Annotated in this window: 11 protein-coding genes and 1 pseudogene; 3 read left to right on the top strand and 9 right to left on the bottom strand. The window is 57.1% G+C overall.

The features are described from left to right. Positions 1–187 precede the first annotated feature (187 nt). The 8 genes from ACMGGE_RS17940 to bcsR form a co-directional block, all read right to left on the bottom strand. Complete coding sequence (locus ACMGGE_RS17940) at positions 188–1474, bottom strand: dicarboxylate/amino acid:cation symporter (RefSeq protein WP_045909063.1); 1287 nt, start codon at positions 1472–1474, stop codon at positions 188–190. A gap of 159 nt (positions 1475–1633) precedes the next feature. Further along, positions 1634–3640, bottom strand: a complete 2007-nt coding sequence (hmsP, locus tag ACMGGE_RS17935; RefSeq protein ID WP_048226290.1) for a biofilm formation regulator HmsP — start codon at positions 3638–3640, stop codon at positions 1634–1636. Positions 3641–3759: 119 nt separating this feature from the next. Next, positions 3760–7242, bottom strand: a complete 3483-nt coding sequence (gene bcsC, locus ACMGGE_RS17930; RefSeq protein ID WP_048027809.1) for a cellulose synthase complex outer membrane protein BcsC — start codon at positions 7240–7242, stop codon at positions 3760–3762. Beyond that, complete coding sequence (bcsZ, locus tag ACMGGE_RS17925; protein WP_420294194.1) at positions 7224–8330, bottom strand: cellulose synthase complex periplasmic endoglucanase BcsZ; 1107 nt, start codon at positions 8328–8330, stop codon at positions 7224–7226. The genes bcsC and bcsZ overlap by 19 nt, the downstream gene beginning before the upstream one ends. Before the next feature lie 6 nt (positions 8331–8336). Next, the gene (gene bcsB, locus ACMGGE_RS17920; RefSeq protein WP_420294011.1) at positions 8337–10757 is read right to left on the bottom strand and encodes a cellulose biosynthesis cyclic di-GMP-binding regulatory protein BcsB; all 2421 of its coding nucleotides are present in this window, start codon (positions 10755–10757) and stop codon (positions 8337–8339) included. A 10-nt stretch (positions 10758–10767) separates the two neighbouring features. Further along, on the bottom strand, positions 10768–13383 hold the full coding sequence (gene bcsA, locus ACMGGE_RS17915) for a UDP-forming cellulose synthase catalytic subunit (protein WP_167214863.1): 2616 nt from the start codon (positions 13381–13383) through the stop codon (positions 10768–10770). Continuing rightward, entirely contained in the window at positions 13380–14132 is a 753-nt protein-coding gene (gene bcsQ, locus ACMGGE_RS17910) for a cellulose biosynthesis protein BcsQ (protein WP_045909069.1), read from the bottom strand. The genes bcsA and bcsQ overlap by 4 nt, the downstream gene beginning before the upstream one ends. Positions 14133–14143: 11 nt before the next feature. After that, on the bottom strand, positions 14144–14332 hold the full coding sequence (gene bcsR, locus ACMGGE_RS17905) for a cellulose biosynthesis protein BcsR (protein WP_008503237.1): 189 nt from the start codon (positions 14330–14332) through the stop codon (positions 14144–14146). A gap of 175 nt (positions 14333–14507) precedes the next feature. Between bcsR and bcsE the strand changes: the two are divergent. The 3 genes and pseudogenes from bcsE (at position 14508) to bcsG (ending at position 17932) form a co-directional block, all read left to right on the top strand. Continuing rightward, positions 14508–16069 (top strand): annotated as a pseudogene (gene bcsE, locus ACMGGE_RS17900) (cellulose biosynthesis c-di-GMP-binding protein BcsE). Next, positions 16066–16260, top strand: coding sequence for a cellulose biosynthesis protein BcsF (bcsF, locus tag ACMGGE_RS17895; RefSeq protein WP_045909071.1), 195 nt, complete (start codon positions 16066–16068; stop codon positions 16258–16260). The pseudogene bcsE and the gene bcsF overlap by 4 nt, the downstream one beginning before the upstream one ends. Further along, positions 16253–17932 (top strand): cellulose biosynthesis protein BcsG, encoded by a 1680-nt coding sequence (gene bcsG / locus ACMGGE_RS17890; RefSeq protein ID WP_045909072.1) that lies wholly within the window; start codon positions 16253–16255, stop codon positions 17930–17932. The genes bcsF and bcsG overlap by 8 nt, the downstream gene beginning before the upstream one ends. 60 nt (positions 17933–17992) lie before the next feature. Here the strand turns inward: bcsG and ACMGGE_RS17885 are convergent, their stop codons facing one another. Then, complete coding sequence (locus ACMGGE_RS17885) at positions 17993–18985, bottom strand: glycosyl hydrolase family 8 (protein ID WP_048027815.1); 993 nt, start codon at positions 18983–18985, stop codon at positions 17993–17995. Positions 18986–18995: the final 10 nt, after the last annotated feature.

The following is an 18995-nucleotide window of genomic DNA, read 5'->3' as shown; positions in this document are numbered from 1 at the left end:
TCGCGACGCGCTTCACTCTTAAAGATGACGATGAAAACACGTCGATTAGACCGCGCGTTCGGCAAAACGTCACGGTCCGAAGTGAAATATACCCAAAAAAAATCTTGTCGAATTATGACAGGTATGAACAGTTATTATGCGCAGGAGCCCGCATCCCCACAAGGGAATACGGGCATTTGTGACAAGATTAAGAGGATAAGCCAGGATTTTTGCTGTCAGTTGAACGATTATTCAGAGTATCGTCGAGCTTTTTGTGATCCAGCTCTTTCACCCATTTCGCCACCACCACCGTTGCCACGCCGTTACCCACCAGGTTGGTTAGCGCACGGGCCTCAGACATGAAGCGGTCAATCCCCAGAATCAACGCCAGACCCGCCACCGGCAGGTGACCCACAGCAGAAATGGTGGCGGCCAGCACGATAAAGCCGCTGCCCGTCACGCCTGCCGCGCCTTTAGAGGAGAGCAGGAGCACCACCAGCAGGGTAATCTGATGGAAAATATCCATATGGCTGTTGGTCGCCTGCGCGATAAACACCGCCGCCATCGTCAGGTATATCGAGGTGCCGTCCAGGTTGAAGGAGTAGCCCGTCGGGATCACCAGCCCGACCACCGATTTACGACACCCGAGTTTCTCCATCTTATCGAGCATGCGCGGCAGCGCCGATTCTGACGAGGAGGTTCCCAGAACAATCAGCAGCTCTTCGCGGATGTAACGGATAAATTTGAAGATGCTGAAACCGGTCGCACGGGCGATGGAGCCCAGCACCACCACCACGAAAAGAATACAGGTGATATAGAAGCAGATAATCAGCTGACCCAGCTGGACCAGCGTACCGACGCCATACTTACCGATGGTGAAGGCCATCGCACCGAAGGCACCGATGGGCGCCAGGCGCATGATCATATTGATGATGCCGAAGATGACCTGCGAGAAGCTTTCGATCACGTTAAAGATAAGCTGACCTTTGCTGCCCAGACGGTGCAGGGCAAAGCCAAACATCACGGCGAACAGCAGCACCTGGAGGATGTTTCCGCTGGCGAACGCGCCTATGACGCTGCCAGGAATGACGTCCAGCAGGAAGGCGACCACGCCCTGATCCTTCGCCTGCTCGGCATAGACCGCAACCGCTTTGGCATCCAGCGTCGCCGGATCGACGTTCATCCCCGCGCCTGGCTGCACCACGTTGACGATGATCAGACCGATAATCAGCGCAAGGGTACTGACCACTTCAAAATAGAGAAGCGCCACTGCACCGGTACGACCGACCGCCTTCATGCTTTCCATGCCAGCGATGCCCGTGACGACCGTACAGAAGATCACCGGCGCGATGACCATTTTAATGAGCTTAACGAACGCGTCGCCAAGCGGTTTCATTTGCGCGCCCAGTTCAGGGTAATAGTGACCCAGCAGAATACCGATGGCGATGGCTGTCAGGACCTGGAAATAAAGACTTTTGAAGAGTGAGGTTTTCATAAGGTGTCCTTGGGAAGAAAAACCACAGGCTTTGTAAGGTTATGGTTAACCTGCGGCTTTAAAATAACACCCACATAACAGGACAGAAATAAACTCAGTTCAAATTTGAAACACAAATGTTAAGAACTTTGAGCTGGCTCGCACAAGCCAGCAACAAAATTACGCTTTTGCGTGGTGATCGGTGCCAGAAAGGTATCGTTCTTCAAAGACATCCGAAGGGACTGCAGGGGCAAACAGGAAGCCTTGCCCGCTCTCCACGCCCGCCTCTGCCAGCCAGGCGCGTTGCGCGTCGGTTTCAATCCCCTCGGCAATAAGGTGCAGGTTGAGGCTACGCGCCATCTGGATAATCGCCTGCACCATGCTGCTGTCGCCCGGCAGTCCGTCGACAAACGCTTTGTCAATTTTGAGCACATCCACCGGAAGGGTCTTCATGTGCTGAAGCTGACGCAGCCCGGCGTACCCCATGCCAAAATCGTCCAGGGCAATGCGAATACCGGCATTACGCAGCGGCTTGAGAATCGCGACCGCCTCATTGGGATCGTCGATGCGTCGGCTCTCCGTCACTTCCAGGGTTAACGTATCAGGCTTGATGCGGTAACGATGGATCAGCTCCAGCATCTCTGAAACCATGGTCGGGTGCATAAGCTGCAGGGCAGACAGGTTGACCGACAGCGGCAGCGTCACGCCACGCTCCTGCCAGGCGGCAAGCTGACGGCAGCACTCCTCCAGCACCCAGTAGCCAACGGTAACCATCAGGCCACAGGACTCGATGCGCTCAATCAGCCCTTCCGGCAGTTCCCATGAGCCATCCGGCTGCTGCAGACGCAGCAGGGCCTCGGCACTTTTCACCTCTCCCGTCTGCAGGTCCACCTGCGGCTGCAGCCAGAGGGCAAACTGGCGGTTATCCAGCGCGGTCAGGATGTCGCTCTCTTCCGTCAGGCGCTGCTGCGCCTTTTCCATCTGCGCCGGGTCGAAGAACTGGATCTGGTTTTTGCCTTTGCGCCGGGCGGTAAAGGCCGCCGAGAAGGCGCGGCGATAAAGCTGTTCCGCGGTCAGATCGCCATAGAACATGGCAATCCCGATACTGGCGCTCGGGCGAAGCTGGATACCCTGAATCGGTAGCCGCTCATTAATGACAGTGAGTACTTGCTGACCTAACGTGATCGCATGCCAGGGTTCTTTTACGCCGTTGGCAATCACCACCAGGTCGTAGCCGCTGACCTGAGTCAGCACCATGCGCGGGGCAAGGACAGATTTGATCTTTTCCACCAGGGTGAGCAGCAGCATTTCGCGCTGGCTCTCCTGAAGCACCCCAGCCGTGTCCTGCAGGGTTTCGCAGGCAATGACCATCAGCGCGGTGGTTTGCTGGCGTTCAACGGTTTGCTCCAGCATCGCCATCAGGAAGGCTTTATTGGGGAGCTCCGATACCGGAAAACGGGTGGCGCTGCTGTTCAGTTCATCCTGCTGACGCTGGATGCGCTGCTGGTTGAGGTTATAGCTGCGCACCAGCATGCCGATCTCATCGTCATGATGCAGACGCGGCAGCTCAAGCTGGTGTCCCATCTGATCCTGCGGGGCGAGCGTGTTCAGCTCGCGGGCGATACGGCGCAGGGGATGGACAATCAGCCGGTTGATGCACCAGGTGAGCGCCACGCTGAGAATAAGCGTCATAAGTAAGCAAGTGGTCACCAACGTAACCACCCAACTCATGACGAATTTATACATGCGGTAGGAGTCAGCCTGTAACACCAGGTAGGCCAGCGGCTGAGGATTCGCAGGGCGTTCAAGCGAATAGACGGGAAGCGAAATTTGCACCGGCAGTTCAAACAGGCGCATCACCATCATCGGGACGGGACGTTCCGGGATAAAGCTCATCCGCAGCGCCTGAAACTGGTTGGGGAGCACGACGTCCGCCCGGCTCACAACACCAGCTGGCTGAATGCGTTTCAGTATGGTTTCCGCCTCGGGGATATCCCCTTTCAGGATGGAGGCAGACAACGGGCCGCGTACCGAGCGGGCGATGCTTTCTAATTGCGAAGCCGTGTTATAGCGATTCTGCTGTACGGAATGAAACAGCAAAATGACGCAGAAGAGCAGGACAAACAGCATGGTGACGGCAGAGACCATCGCCATCTGTTTGATTGTTAAGGAACGGCTGACACGCAAAATGACTCTCCACAAAACTCGAAGCGCAGGGCGCGCCAGGGTGTAAACCTGGCGCGCCTGAGTATACCCGATTGCCGCGCTATTAAGAGAGACTTACAAATGGATTAAGGAAAATCCGATTACCAGTCCGCGTAAGGGATAAGCGGCTGCGGCGGTAAGTCCATATCGCCCTGCCAGCCTGCAGCAGAGTAGCGCACATAGATCAGCGCGTGGCTTGGGGTATAGTCTTTCGCTTGCTGGATATCCACGCCCATGCCGACAAACCAGTTGGACGTGACCCGCCGCTCGATTATGGCCCGTGCGGTATAACCCGTACCGGAAGAACTGCTGCCGGTTTCCATCGCGCCCCGGTCGGTATAGCGGTCTGGCTCATCGGTCGGGATCAGATTCTGAATCGGGTAGCGCAACTCGTCTTTGGTTTTAGAGTGGGACCAGGAGACCGAGCCCCCCAGCTCCCAGGACCAGTTTTCCGTGCGCTTACGCCATGTCACCGGCAAGGCGAAGGAGACATACTCCTGCGGGCTGTAATAGCCGCCCTGGCCCAGGGTATAACCGCTCAGGTCTTTGTCGTAGTGCCAGAGCATGTTGGACACGCCGACCGTCAGGCGCTCGTTGTTTTTATTAATGAGCTTGTAGTAGTAACCCGTCATCCAGCGGACGCGCCAGTTATCCTCCACATTTTTACCCGTCAGCGTTTCCGCGTTCAGGCTTGACCAGACGCCGTTCGCTTCCCCTTTGTCATAGCTCATACTTACGCCGCCACCGGTGGCGCGTACACCGCCCCAGGTGGTGCCGGTATTGGTATCTTTTTGCCCGCCGAAGGCCAGCAGAGAGCTGGAGATTGGCCGACGATGGGCGTTAACGGTATAGCCGATGGGCCCCAAATCGCTGCTGTAGCTGATGCCGCCCACCACGTCGACGACGTCAAAGCCCATTGGCGTGGTGCCAATATCCATCGCCCAGGTTTTATTCTGCCAGCCGACGGCAACGCTCGCGCCATTGTCTGACTGATGGGTGTTCCCGCTACACGGCGTTTCGTAGCAGGTTCCCCATTTAGGATCGTAAGTCCCGTTCCTGGTATCAAATGACCCGGCATCCATATTGACCAGATCGCTTCTGAAGAACATGCGCCCATCAGAGAGCGGCGCATCCACCTGGAGCATGGTCGTATGTGCTTTCAGATCGGAATAACCGCCCGTACCGCTGGAGCCCCAGTAATCGTGCTGCAGCGTGACGTTAACATCCTGCTGACGGTACAACTCACCGGCATCACTGCGCACGCCGCGCTTCAGCCAGTCGTCTTTTTCATCGTTACGCGTCAGACGGGTGAAACTGTCGTTGTCAGCCGGACGCGTCGTGGTGATACCCGTCGATACCATCGCATCTTTGTAGGTTTCCAGCGCCTGCTGAGGCTGGCCGTTCTGCGCCTGGAAACGTGCGGCATCACGCAGCACCAGCGCGTTTTCCATAGAGCCAGGCTGCGATTTAGCCTGCGGAATAATTTTATTGAAGGTCTGCTCTGCGGCAGCGGCATCGCCCAGACCCGCCTGCGCCATCGCGATGCGGCGCTGCATATTGAGCGACAGCGGCTGGCCGTTTTGCGCGGCGGGCAGCTTCGCCAGCTCCGCGCGCGCGGCATCTTTGTTACCCTGCGCGCTGTAAATCTCGGTCAGGCCGAGGAGCGCGTCTTCATTCTGCGGCTCACGCTGCAGGACGGCGTTGTACGTCGTTTTCGCCGAGTCCAGATCGCCACGCTGCTGTGCCCAGTCCGCCAGCGTGAGGTCGATACGGGTGGAGGTCGGCTGCTGGCGAAGGAGATTCTCTGCGTCCTGCTCTTTGCCGCTGTCGCGCAGGCGGTTGGCGGTTTCCAGCACCTGGTTGCTTTGCAGGCGGTCGGCAAGCTCCTGAATATTGCCGTTCCACTGGCTGCGCGGTAGCGTCTCCAGATGCGCCAGCGCGGCCCGGTCCTGATCGTTTCCGGAAAGGTAGAGCCCGTTAGCATAAACCTGATCCGGGTCGGACGGTTTCTGGTGGGCAAGCTGACGCATCAGGGTGTCCGCCTGGCTGCGCTGACCCGCGCTGTAGAGATCGCGCGAAAGACGATAGGTTATCCACACGTCGCCGGGAGAGAGCGCCAGACGACGACGCTGAATGTCTGCTGCCTGCGCGTATTTCCCCTGGTTCTCAAGCTGTTCGGCCTGGGCGGAGAGCTGTTCGTTGGTCAGGCTACGTTCAATGTCGTCTATGCTACGGCGCTGGCTGGCGGAGAGAGACTGGATAAACTGCGAAGCCTTCTCCGGCGACTGCGCGCGGTAAATATTGGCCAGGCCGCGAACCGCATTGCTGTTGCCGCTGTCCATCCGCAGCGCCTGGCGATAGTAACGCTCCGCCGCGTCGTTATCTTTACGCGCCGCGGCGGCGTCGCCCAGCCCCAGCACGGCATAGCTGTCGGTATTGTCGGTATTGCGTGCCTGCTGATAGTAACGCTCTGCCTGCGCCGGGTTATTCGCCTTCAGCGCCGCATCACCCTGCTGGATCAGCAGCCAGTAGCGGTTAACCTTCAGAAGACTGTCCCATTTACCCCGATTATCGCTCTGGGGATCGAGGGCAATCGCCTTTTCAAACTGTGCCACCGCGCGGGCGCGGTCGCCCTTCTGGGAATACGCCTGTCCAAGGGCGCCCACCGCTTCACTGTCGGCATGGTTGGCGCTAACGGCTTTTTGCAGCTCCGCCACCGCCTTACTTCCCTGCCCGGCATCCACCGCCGCCAGCCCTTCGGCTTTCGCGCGGAACGCCGGATCGGCGAGCTGTTTTTGCTGCGCTTCAAGCTGGGCACGCGCCGCCGCGACGCTATCCCCGTCGCTGAATACGCTCAGGTATTTTTGCAGCGCGCTGACGCTGGCGCTGCTGGCAGGCTGGTCTTTGATTTGGTCATACCACATATCAGACGCCTGGCTGCGGCCATTGGTGGATTTGGCCATCTCCTGCAATACCGCAAAGGCTTCATCACGACGTCCGCTCTGGAACAGAAGCTGGGACAGCGTCGCCTGCAGCTGCGTATTTCCGGGACTGCTGCTGTTTATTTTCTTGAGCTGGTTAATGGCCGCGCCGCGGCGAGCAGGATCTTTTGCCACGACGTTCCAGTATTCCGTCGCCACGTCGCCACCCGGCGGGTTGCCGTCAAACAGCTTGTCATAGGCGGCAATCGCCTCCTGCGTGTGCCCCGTAGTGGCGAGCAGTCGCGCCTGCTGGAGCTGCTGGCGGCCATCCGGAGTAGAAAGCAGCATCGTGTTGCGTGATGACTGGTACGCACTCGAACCCGGCGCAATCCCTTTCAGACGATCCAGCTCTTTTTGCGCGCCGGCGTTATCGCCCTGACGCAGCAGGTAGCGAAAGCGTGCGGCAATCACGTCAGGGTTGTTCGGGTCAATCAGCTCAAGGCGATAGAGCGACTGACGAACCAAATCCTCACGCTGTGTCGATTCGCCCAGCCTCACCTGCTCCAGCAGCTGTTTTTGCTGCGGAGAGTTAGCGGCCTGGGCCCACGGCATAAGCGCCAGGCCAAGCGATAAACTGAGTAGATTTACTGTGAACTTGCGCATTCCTGGCCCCAATCCGGTATTAATTCACCTTTTGCGGTGAAGCGAAAACGATGCTGATCCCATCCTTGCCCAAAAAGCGTCAGCACGTAGCTGTAATAGGCATTGTTATCGGGAAAATGGTCCGCAACGCGCTGGCGCTGAATCGCCTGGGCATCACGTTGTTGTAAAAACGGCAGCATAGCGGCAGAGAACCCGACCGGGCCGTCGCCGGTGCGTTTCCCCGTCGCCACATCCACTTTCTCCGGCGGCACACCCCGTTTCATGGTCTTTACCGCCATCGGCTGGAAGCGCGTCAGCAGCCGGGCTTTCTGAGGATCGTTATCACTCATCATGCCCACCCAGAGATACACGCGGATGGCGTCGTAGCCGCCCATCAGCGCTTTCTCCTGCTGTAACCGCCAGCCTCTGTTTTTCTGATACTGCACCCAGTCCGGCGAAAAGCCTTTCGGCGCACTCTCCAGCAGCAGGCGCAGATTGGTTTCACGAAGCTGGGTCCACGGGGAGCCAAACCGCGTGAAATAAGCCGCTAGCTGCGGAGGAAGATAGCTGGGGTTAAAGCGCCAGGCGTGTTCATCGGCAAAGCCGACTTTGCCGGGAAGCAGCATTGCGCCAAGCCCCGGGACTTTCACCACCTCCTCGCTGACAATGCGTTTCAGCAGCGCTTTACCCGTGCGGGTATAGTCCGGATGCTTCCACAGCCGACCCGCTTCGAGCAGTGACCAGGCGATCCAGACATCGGCGTCAGAGGCGGAGTTGGTATCAATCACCGCCCACGTCTCTTTATCTTTCTGCCCCCATAACCAGGCTGGCAGATGGCCGTTGAGATCGCCGCTGGCAAGATTATCGCGCGTCCAGGTCAGCAGCTGGTCAAAGGCCTGGCGATCGTTCGCCGCCAGGGCAAAGAACAGGGCGTAGCTTTGCCCTTCCGAGGTCGTAATTTTGCGCGTGTCACTGGGGTCAATGACACGCCCGCCCTCGCTGATGTAGTCCTTTTTAAACTGCTCCCAGGCAGGCCAGGTACAGGCGGCGCGAAGAGGAAGCGCCGCCAGCATCACCGCTGCTAATACACACCAGCGAAAGGCTTTCATCACATCTTACTCATCCGGGTTCAGACGACGACGGCTGATGATTCGCAGCAGACGCCACAGCACCCATGCCAGCAGGACCACGCTAACCGCAGCCAGGATAGCGAGCAGAACCGGATGGTTAGCCAGCGCATACCACAGGCGTTCAAACCACGGCAGATGGCCTACGTAGTACACATCGCCCACGCGCAGGCTATTGACGCCGGACTCACGGATCACCGACACGGAACCAAACATCGCGGCACGTTTACCGCTGTCGTTCATGGCCGTATTGAGCAGTTCATACCCGCGCGGGCTGTCCGCAAGGAGAGCCACCACGCTTCGCTGTTCGTTGTAAGGTGACTGGAAGCCCACCACCGCAGCCATTGCCCCCTGAGACGTTATCGTCGTCTGCGCGCTGGCCTGACGGTCGTTCACATCCGGCATAATGCTCGGGAAATCGGTCTGGCGCAGCGGCGTGTTAACCCAGGACTGGGCCGCTTTCACCAGCAGATCGATATGTTTGTCATCCTTCAGCTTATCCGGAATGGTTCCGATCACCATGATGTCAGCGTCTTTGTTCTGAATTTGACTGCCATCGTCCGTCAACGTGACGTTAATTGCCGGTAATCCCGTCTGTCCGCCAACGGTCGCCATGGTGTCCAGCAGGGTCGTGACCTGCCCTTCGTTTGGCGATTTTGGCATCACCACAATGGACTCAGAGAGATCGGCCATGCGGCTGAACGGGAAGCCCGCGTTAGCAAACGCGCGCAGGTCCGGCATCGCCAGGAAGTGATAGTACTTCGAGAAGTCGATGGTCGACTCATCGCCAATCACCACGTGGTTCTGCACCGGCTGGAAGGTGATGCAGTTTTCCGCCGAGCCGCCAGGCATTGGGTTCATGTACTGGAAATCAAAGCGCAGCTGGTTTATCGCGCCCAGCTTCAGTGCCGGGATGGAGACATCCGTTTTACCGTCCAGCAGCCCCTGCAGCACCGGCAGGCGAAGCATCAGGCGGTTCGTATCCTGCGTGCTTTGCAGGCTGAAGGATTGCAGGAACTGGTTGTTCAGGCTGATATCCATGCGCGAGCTGTCTTTGGTGGCTGGCGCGGTATACCGGTAGTTCAGATTGATATCAATGCCGTTAGTGCGCAGCAGGTAGAGATCCGGCGGCAGATTCAGCGACAGGCTAATCGGCGCGGGCTCAAGCCCCGTCGCCTGCAGCTGTTCTTCATAGGTCTTCAGCTCGCCAAAGGTGACCGCACGGTCGGTACGCACCCAGTTTGGCGCATCGTAAGGTTTACGCGCCAGCAGCGGCTTGACCTCATCTATCACCACGCTGTTGCCACGGAACAGGACGTTGCCCTGGGCAATCGCTTTTGCTGCCTGCACCAGATCTTTATCATCACGACCAAAGACCACCAGCAGCTTCACGTACGGGTTTTCCGGGTGGCTTATCATCTCAACGGTCGGCGCGTTGACGTCCGGATGATCGCGCAGGAAAGCCGGGCGTTTCGCGTTGGTGGCAAACACAATGGCATTTCTGTCCGGCAGCTTGTCATACATCGCCGGGAAGCTCTGGCCGCGCCAGCCCGCGCGTGAACCAAACCAGGACGCCACAATGGTGGCCGCCAGCTGCTCGGTCACGTCCGGGGAAGAGGCAAACACCATCGGCAGCGTGAGCGGACGGTTATCACGCGGATCGAAGAACGGAACCGGGAAGGCTGAGAGATCGTTTTTCAGCGCCAGCGACTGGTAGGTCATCTGCAGCGAGGAGTTACGCCCGACGTCCATCCACAGCGTGTTGCTGGCCGGGTTTTCGCAGACATCGCGGTAGTGACCGACAAATTCCAGGCGAATACGGTTAAAGTCGGTGATGAACAGCGGGTTGATCGGCACCTGAGCCTGCGTTTTCTTGCCGAGCTGCTCTTTCGTGACCGGCAGAACGTCCATCAGTTCGTCATTCAGATAGACCTTCAGCTGAGACTGGGTCGGCAGCAGCGACGGTGACGGCGTGTATTCAAGATTCAGCACCGCATTAGAGACAACCTCATCGCTGCGCATGCCAAATTCAATGCCGCCGTTAGGGTTGATGCCGCGCAGCACCATGCTGCCCGGAGGCGGCGCAATTTGCGCGAAGGTCAGCTTCACGTCACGCGACGGCGCATTGTCCGCAACGACGGGCGCATTCGCCCCGCGGACGCCCGGCATGACCTGCCCGATGACCTGGCCGTCTGCCGGCTGGGTATTCCCCTCCGTTGGCTGGTTCGGCAGGATGTTTTCCGTTTGACCGGGTGCCGCGGTGACAACCGGATCGGTTGCTTGCGCGACGACAGGTACGGTTGGCGCAGGCGTTGCCGCTGCGTTACCCGGGGCCGCGTTAGCCATTGTTGCGGGGAGCGCATTCATCCCCATTGCCACTGCACATAACCAGGAAAGTTTTGTTTTCATCGCGTTATCATCATTGTTGAGCCATAACCGGGTCCGCCTGCTTCGCCTCATCCCGCTCAGGACGACGAGGAATGAACGACACGACCCAGGAAACCAGCGAAGTAAGTGACCGGAAAATTAATTTCACCGACGACGGGGCAAATTCTGCAAGGTGACGATAGCCACGGAACCCCAGCTTCAGAATATCCAGCAGGCTTTCCAGAGGTTTATCTTCCGGGAAGCTGTCCTGCCAGAGAGCCCACGTATCCGCGCGGGCAAACGTACACTGCACAAAATCGATATGTTGCTTTTTGGTCAACGGCATCAGCTGCAGGCCGACTTCATTGCCCACCACGCGAACGACCTGCGTGGGGAAGACATACTCCTGCTGACCGCGCTTAAGCAGCAGGTTAACTTTCTGCCCTTCCAGCACCTTCGCCTGGCCGTTGATTTTGATCCCCAGACCGCCGTCAGAGAAGTCGTGCACGGTACAGGAGAAGAGATGGCCATCTTCACGGGCAATCGCCGCTGGCATGCAGATTTCCACGCGATGCGCGCGACGAACCTGTTTACTCTCCACCGACACCGCCACCGCGCCGCCGAGGATAATCAGGTTGTAGAAGACCCAGGCCATACTGACGAAGACGGTCAGGATTTCGTTTTCCGGACCGTAGAAGTAGCGCCAGATACCCGCAATGACGCCCACGATATTCAGCAGCACCAGGAAGATATACGGCCGGGAGATCACCCAGTCGACGTACTCCTCCTCCACCAGCCCGCCCTTCGCGGTGACGTTGAATTTACCTTTGTGCGGGTTAATCAGCGCCACCATCGTCGGCGGCGCGATGTACCAGGCCAGCACCGTTTCGTAGATTTCACTCCAGAAGGAGTGGCGGTATTTACCCTGTATCTTCGAGTTCGTCAGGCTCGCGTGGATCATGTGCGGCAGAACAAACAGCGCAATCATCAGCGCGGGAGCGTAGATGATATAAGCGTGAAGGAGCAGGAACGCCAGCGGCGCGGTCAGGAAGATCAGTCGCGGGATACCGGACAAGAAGTGGAACATGGCGTTGACGTAGCAGAGACGCTGCGCCAGCTTGAGCCCTTTCCCGATCAGCGGGTTATCGAGACGGAAAATCTGCACCATGCCGCGCGCCCAGCGAATACGCTGGCCAATATGCGCCGACAGTGACTCCGTTGCGAGGCCAGCAGCCTGCGGAATGCGCATATAGGCTGAGGTATAGCCACGACGGTGCAGGCGCAGCGAGGTGTGCGCATCTTCGGTGACCGTCTCGACGGCGATACCGCCGATTTCATCCAGCGGTTTACGGCGGATAACCGCGCATGAGCCGCAGAAGAAGGTGGCGTCCCACATGTCGTTTCCGTCCTGTACCAGGCCATAGAACAGCGTGCCTTCGTTCGGGGTTTTGCGGAAGCGGCCAAGGTTACGTTCAAACGGGTCCGGCGAGAAGAAGTGGTGCGGCGTCTGCATCATCGCCAGCTCTTTCTCCTTCAGGAACCAGCCCATGGTCATCTGCAGGAACGAGCGCGTCGGCACGTGGTCGCAGTCAAAAATCGAAACAAACTCCCCGGTGGCATACTTCAACGCGTTGTTGATGTTCCCCGCCTTAGCGTGTTCATGCGTCGGACGGGCGATGTATTCGACGCCGACCTCCTCCGCGAACTGGCGGAACGCCGGACGGTTGCCGTCATCCAGGATCCAGACCTTAAGCTTATCTTTCGGCCAGTCGATGCCCAGCGCGGCATAGATGGTGTTCTTCACCACGCTCAGGTCTTCGTTGTAGGTCGGCACGAAAAGATCGACGCTTGGCCACTGGGTCGTGTCCTTTGGCAGCGGAACCGGCTGGCGGTTGAGCGGCCAAATCACCTGGAAATAGCCCAGCACCAACACAATCCAGGCATAGGTTTCAGCAAACAGCAGCACCAGGCCGCACACCAGACTCACCGGGTCGTCCCAGTTCAGCGTCGAGGTATAACGCCACCAGATGTAGCGGCAGGAGACGGTCAGCGACAACACGATCAGCATCAGCGCCGAGAAGCGACCCGGAATTCGGCGCACCAGTAGCGCCACGCCCCACAGCAGGATCAGGAAGGTGAACTGCGCCAGAGGGTTGAAAGGCTGCGTAATACAGACCAGCGCCAGAATGAGCGAGAACACGACGATCACGCCGAGGATAAAACGCCGCAAGCCCGGGTGGAGATGCCCGAGCTCTTTGTGGTTATCCAGATGGCTGGTCTTATCGCTGACGCTGTTGGGGAGCCTGTCCAGCCACTGATGGTAGCGTTCACGTAACTGTTGCACGCGGGAGAAGCTCCGCCAGTGCGGCGTTTTTATCTCCGCGCGGGATGAGGTCGCCACCAGCCAGATGGCCTGAATGAGATAACGCGCCGGATCCAGTGGACGCGGCCGGTCAGGATTAATGTGCGGATACAGTTCACTGTGCCGGGCACGTATGCGCTGCCAGCGCGGGTGTTCGAGTGGAATAAACATCCAGGCCAGAATCATCCAGAAACAGCCGAGCGCGGCGCTGAATGCCGACGCGCCGTGACGGCGAAAATGCCGGTAATGTTCGCTCAAACGCGAACTGACCGGTGGGATGAGTAACCAGCTGGCGAGACGACTCATACATCACTCCCTGCATGCTCCGCCCGGTTGGCGAAGTTCAGCAGACACCAGTTAGCCAGCGTCAGGATCTCTTCTGCCGCCAGTGAATCGCTGCGGTATTCGCCGAGCGGCTGCTTCGACGCAAGGCATTCCGCCATGCCCTCATCACGATGGATGACAATGGGAAGCAGGCGGCGCTGGCTCTGCAGCCAGACCTGATACAGATCGTCCTGGATCTGGCTGCCTATGCGCAAATCGTTAATCAGGATATGGCCATTCTGAGGTAGCCCCTGCTGATGCAGGCGGATATGGCAGTTCGCATCGACGTTAACGATCGAGAGGACATGATCGCACTGCGCGATAAGCTGTCGGGTCAGCGTGCCGGCACCGTGCGGCAGATCCAGCAGGATCCACTTGTAGTGTCCCTTTTCCTTCAGGCTCTGCAGCGCCAGCGTAAATTGCGAAAACAGGCGCTGGTATGCGGCTTCATTTTCGCGTTCCGTGGTGGTCAGTTGACCAAACGGCAGCAGGTCAAGAAGGGAGGTATAGCGCAAACCTGCATCCTGCCAGTCTTTATCGTCAAGCAGCGCGCGGGCCCAGCCCTCTTCGCGAGTAAAGTCGACGTTAAACGACATACGCAGTAAATTATCGGCGCAGGCGTCAATAACCAGCACCGATTCACCTAAAAGCTGTAATGACCACGCCAGTGCCGCGGTAACAGATGTGGTACCCACACCCCCACGGACACCCTGTAATCCGAGTATGGCCATCAATGGCTCCCTTATTGTTGATGGGCGAATTCAGCTAATAACGGCCAGCGTTTAATAGCCGCGGCCAACTGTTCCCGCTGGGAAATATCGGTGTAATCTATTTCAGGTAAAGAAAAGGCCTGCGTCAGCGCCAGAAAATCGTTTTGGAATGTGTAACCCAGGGTCGAGTCGACTGGGGTACCGGGTTCATTATTATCCATTCTTTTTCCATCCCTTTAAGGAAAATCGCACGCTAAAGAAGTTGCGGGGCTTCCTGCCCTGACAAATTTCATTTACATGCTAAATCTGATGTTCTTTAATTTCAATGTTAGGTTTATTTCTACGCTTTCGCTAGTAAACTGAGATACAGATAAATTAGACGAAAAGAGGGACACCGTGGACTCCATATTTTCTATTGGCATCCAGTCATTATGGGACGAATTGAGCCACATGCCAGTCGGAGGAGTCTGGTGGATTAATACGGACCGGAATGAAGATGCTATCAGTCTGGTAAACCAGACAATTGCTGCCCAGGATAAGGATTCCCGCGTGGCCGTCATTAGCATGGGCGAAGATCCGAAGAAAATTATCACGCTGGAAAACGATCGCGGGCCTCAGACGGTGCGATTATTTTCCATGACATCGGATGCCGATAGTCTATACTTTTTGTCCCGCGACGTTCAGTGCACTATTGATCCGGATCACTATTTGGTGATCCTTAAATGTGCAAATAACGTCCTGCAAAATATCCCTGCTGAAAAACTGCTGCCGTGGCTGGAAAAAATCAATAAATGGGCAAAATTTCAAAATTGCACGCTATTGATAGTCAATCCCGGCAGTAATAATGACAAGTTGTTCTCACTTTTAATGGGTGAATATCGTTCCCTGTTCGGTCTGGCAAGCGTTCGTGACCAGGTAGGCAGCTATCTCTACGATATTGCCTTCTGGTGTAATGAAAAAGGCGTGAGCGCCAGGCAACAACTTACGCTGAAACACATCGAGGGTAAGTGGCACCTGGCACAGCAGGAAGAAACCGTGGTGCAGCCGCGCAGTGATGAAAAACGCATCCTGAGCCATATCGCGGTTTTAGAGGGGGCGCCCGCCCTGTCGGAAAACTGGTCGCTGTTTGAATCTAACGAAGACCTTTTCCACGAAGCCCGCACAACCCAGGCGGCAACCCTTATCTTCTCATTGATGCAGAATAACCAGATTGAGACGCTGGCAAGGCAGATCTACACCTTGCGCCGCCAGCGCGGAAGCGCGTTAAAAATCATCGTGCGCGAAAACAATACCAGCCTGCGCGCCACCGATGAGCGTCTGCTTCTGGGCTGTGGTGCAAATATGGTCATTCCCTGGAACGCGCCGCTGTCACGCTGCCTGACGCTGATCGAAAGCGTTCAGGGCCAGCAGTTTAGCCGCCATGTACCGGAAGACATTTCGACGCTGCTCTCTATGACGCAGCCGATGAAGCTGCGTGGATACCAAAAATGGGATACCTTCTGCGACGCCGTCGGTAACATGATGAGCAATACGCTTCTTCCTGCTGACGGAAAAGGGGTTATGGTTGCCCTGCGTCCTGTACCCGGTATCCGCGTTGAACAGGCTCTTACCTTGTGTCGCCCCAATCGTACGGGTGACATCATGACCATTGGCGACAATCGCCTGGTGCTGTTTTTGTCCTTCTGCCGGGTAAACGACCTCGATACGGCGCTTAACCATATCTTCCCGCTGCCTACCGGGGATATTTTCTCGAACCGTATGATTTGGTTCGAAGATAATACGATCAGCGCAGAGCTGGTGCAGATGCGTGCGCTCCAGCCTGAACAATGGGCTAAACCGCTCGCTATTAAGAGCGATGCGAAACCGATCCTTAATGCCAGACATGATGGACATGTCTGGCGCCGGATCCGGAGCCCCTTCGCTTATTAACAGACAACGCGGAGAACGCACCATCATGAATATCAGCGATATCATTCAACTGGTTATAGTCTGTGCGCTGATCTTTTTCCCGCTTGGCTACTATGCACGCCATTCCATACGTCGTATCCGTGATACGGCCAGAGTGCTGTTTATAAAACCTCGCTATGTAAAACCAGCCGGAACACTGACACGGGCATCACACGTCAAGGCAGACCGAAAACATGACTAATTCTACCTATACCGCTTCGTCACCCTCGCCGCTCTGGCAATACTGGCGCGGCCTTTCCGGCTGGAACTTCTACTTTCTGGTGAAGTTTGGTCTGCTGTGGGCAGGCTATCTGAATTTCCATCCCCTTCTTAACCTGGTATTTATGGCCTTCCTTCTGATGCCCCTGCCGAATATCAGGCTGCATCGCTTACGTCACTGGATAGCCATCCCTCTCGGCTTTGCGCTGTTCTGGCATGATACCTGGTTACCGGGGCCGGACAGCATTATGAGCCAGGGCTCACAGGTGGCGGGCTTTAGCGCCAGCTATATCCTCGATCTGACCGAGCGGTTTATTAACTGGCAGATGATAGGCGCGGTATTTGTGCTGCTGGTTGCCTGGCTGTTCCTGTCACAGTGGATCCGCGTCACGGTGTTTGTCGTCGCGATTATGATCTGGCTTAACGTGCTGACGCTGGCTGGGCCAAACTTTTCGCTGTGGCCTGCCGGTCAACCGACCACCACGGTGACCACCACCGGGGGAAGCGCGGCGGCCACCGTCACCACGGCAGGCGATACGCCTGTGGTGGGCGATATCCCAACCCAGACCGCACCGCCGACCTCCACAAACCTGAACGCCTGGCTCTCCAGTTTCTATACCGCGGAAGACAAGCGACAGACGAAATTCCCGGATGCGCTGCCGGCGGATGCTCAGCCGTTTGAACTGCTGGTGATCAACATCTGCTCGCTCTCCTGGGCAGACGTGGACGCTGCAGGTTTGATGTCTCATCCGCTGTGGTCTCATTTCGACATTCAGTTTAAAGATTTCAACTCTGCCACCTCGTACAGCGGCCCGGCGGCCATCCGCCTGTTGCGTGCAAGCTGCGGTCAGGCATCGCATAAGAATCTGTATCAACCCGCCGGCAACCAGTGTTATCTGTTCGATAACCTCGCCAAACTGGGCTTTACGCAGCATCTGATGCTGGGGCATAACGGCCAGTTCGGCAACTTCCTGAAAGAGGTGCGCGAACAGGGGGGTATGCAGGCACCGCTGATGGATCAAACCGGTCTTCCTGTCTCTCTGCTGGGCTTCGACGGCTCGCCCGTCTATGACGATTCCGCCGTCCTGCAACGCTGGCTGCAGACCATCGAAAAAGACAGTAATCCACGCAGCGCGACGTTCTTTAACACCCTGCCGCTCCACGACGGTAACCACTTCCCGGGCGTGAGCAAAACGGCGGATTATAAAGTGCGTGCGCAGAAACTCTTCGACGAGCTGGACGCGTTCTTTACGGAGCTGGAAAAATCAGGCCGTAAAGTGATGGTGGTTGTGGTACCTGAGCACGGTGGCGCGCTGAAAGGCGACAGAATGCAGGTGTCAGGTCTGCGTGATATCCCAAGCCCGTCGATTACCAACGTGCCTGCTGGCATCAAGTTCTTTGGGATGAAGGCACCCCATCAGGGCGCACCGATTGAAATCACCCAGCCGACCAGCTATCTGGCAATCTCAGAACTGGTTGCCCGTGCCGTTGACGGGAAGCTGTTTGTGGAAGATAGCGTGAACTGGGATCAGCTCACCAGCAAACTGCCGCAAACGGCAGAAGTCTCCGAGAACGCCAACGCGGTGGTGATTCAGTATCAGAACAAACCGTACGTTCGCCTGAACGGCGGGGATTGGGTACCGTATCCGCAGTAACTGATTTCCCCCTCACCCTAACCCTCTCCCCATCGGGGAGAGGGGATAGCCAGTGCGTTATTATTGCGCTGAAATCCACACCAGCATTTTCAGACTTGCCGAATAGTAGTCGTCTTTAGAGGTGATTTCGGGTTCTCCGGAAGGCTGCCCCATCGTTAAATCGCGTACAGCCAACAGGCCGCCTTCCATCATGTAAGGCGCATATTCGTTAGTGGTGACGTTAACCCAGGCGGGCGTTTGCTCCCGGGGGAATTGCCCAAACCACGCTTTCCACGGCGTCAGGAGTGGGCTTTGCTTATCAGACCAGGCAAGATACAGCGGAATACGAATCGCGTCATAGCTCATCCGCGGCGGCCAGCCTTTGGCCGGTTCCAGCTTGCCATCTGATGTCAGCGAGACCCAGTCAGCGGGCAGATTCGCTTTACCCGAGCCCATTTTCCCCAACAGGCGCTTCCCGTCCTTAATCAAATCGCGCCAGACCGGCAAATGACTGCGTCCTGCGAAGGCCTGCCAGGCCGGAAACACAAAATAGGAAGGATTAAGGACCACTTCACCGTCAAGCTTAAATCCCTGGACGCCTGGCAGCATCACGCGGTAACCCGCATAGCGGATGACGCTATGAGCAACCAGCGCTTTTGTAATGGCATCCGATGCGGCGCTGTAGCGTTTGTCATGCCAGCGGGCATCGGCTTTAAGCAGCGCCCAGGCAATCAGCACATCGCCATCGGCGGCGTTGTTTTTGTCCGCAACCGGGTTGGACTCTGCGGGGTTATAGCGCCAGTAAAACAGACCGTTCTCTTTGTTCTTCAGCTCACGGTTTGTCCATTGCCAGAGCTTATCGAACGTGGCCTTATCGTCGTTGGCGACTGCCATCAGCATGGCAAAGCCCTGACCTTCCGTATGCGACACGCCGCCATTGCCGGTATCGACAATGCGGCCTTCCGGTTTGAAAAAGCGTGCTTTGTAACTCTCCCAGGCCTGTCCCGCCTGAGAGAGGGGTGAGAACAACAAGCTCATCATGACGGCCAGCGTCGCGCAGACGGGTTTTCGCATCATTCACTCC

This window comes from Enterobacter sp. BNK-22, from assembly GCF_048684805.1.
GTDB lineage: Bacteria > Pseudomonadota > Gammaproteobacteria > Enterobacterales > Enterobacteriaceae > Enterobacter > Enterobacter quasiroggenkampii.
This window is presented reverse-complemented; position numbering and strand designations above follow the sequence as displayed.

Coding starts and splice junctions, on each gene's coding strand:
- ACMGGE_RS17940 (WP_045909063.1), bottom strand. CDS start 1,474: ATGAAAACCTCACTCTTCAAAAGTCTTTATTTCCAGGTCCTGACAGCC.
- bcsC (WP_048027809.1), bottom strand. CDS start 7,242: ATGCGCAAGTTCACAGTAAATCTACTCAGTTTATCGCTTGGCCTGGCG.
- bcsZ (WP_420294194.1), bottom strand. CDS start 8,330: ATGAAAGCCTTTCGCTGGTGTGTATTAGCAGCGGTGATGCTGGCGGCG.
- bcsB (WP_420294011.1), bottom strand. CDS start 10,757: ATGAAAACAAAACTTTCCTGGTTATGTGCAGTGGCAATGGGGATGAAT.
- bcsA (WP_167214863.1), bottom strand. CDS start 13,383: ATGAGTCGTCTCGCCAGCTGGTTACTCATCCCACCGGTCAGTTCGCGT.
- bcsQ (WP_045909069.1), bottom strand. CDS start 14,132: ATGGCCATACTCGGATTACAGGGTGTCCGTGGGGGTGTGGGTACCACA.
- bcsR (WP_008503237.1), bottom strand. CDS start 14,332: ATGGATAATAATGAACCCGGTACCCCAGTCGACTCGACCCTGGGTTAC.
- bcsF (WP_045909071.1), top strand. CDS start 16,066: ATGAATATCAGCGATATCATTCAACTGGTTATAGTCTGTGCGCTGATC.
- bcsG (WP_045909072.1), top strand. CDS start 16,253: ATGACTAATTCTACCTATACCGCTTCGTCACCCTCGCCGCTCTGGCAA.
- ACMGGE_RS17885 (WP_048027815.1), bottom strand. CDS start 18,985: ATGCGAAAACCCGTCTGCGCGACGCTGGCCGTCATGATGAGCTTGTTG.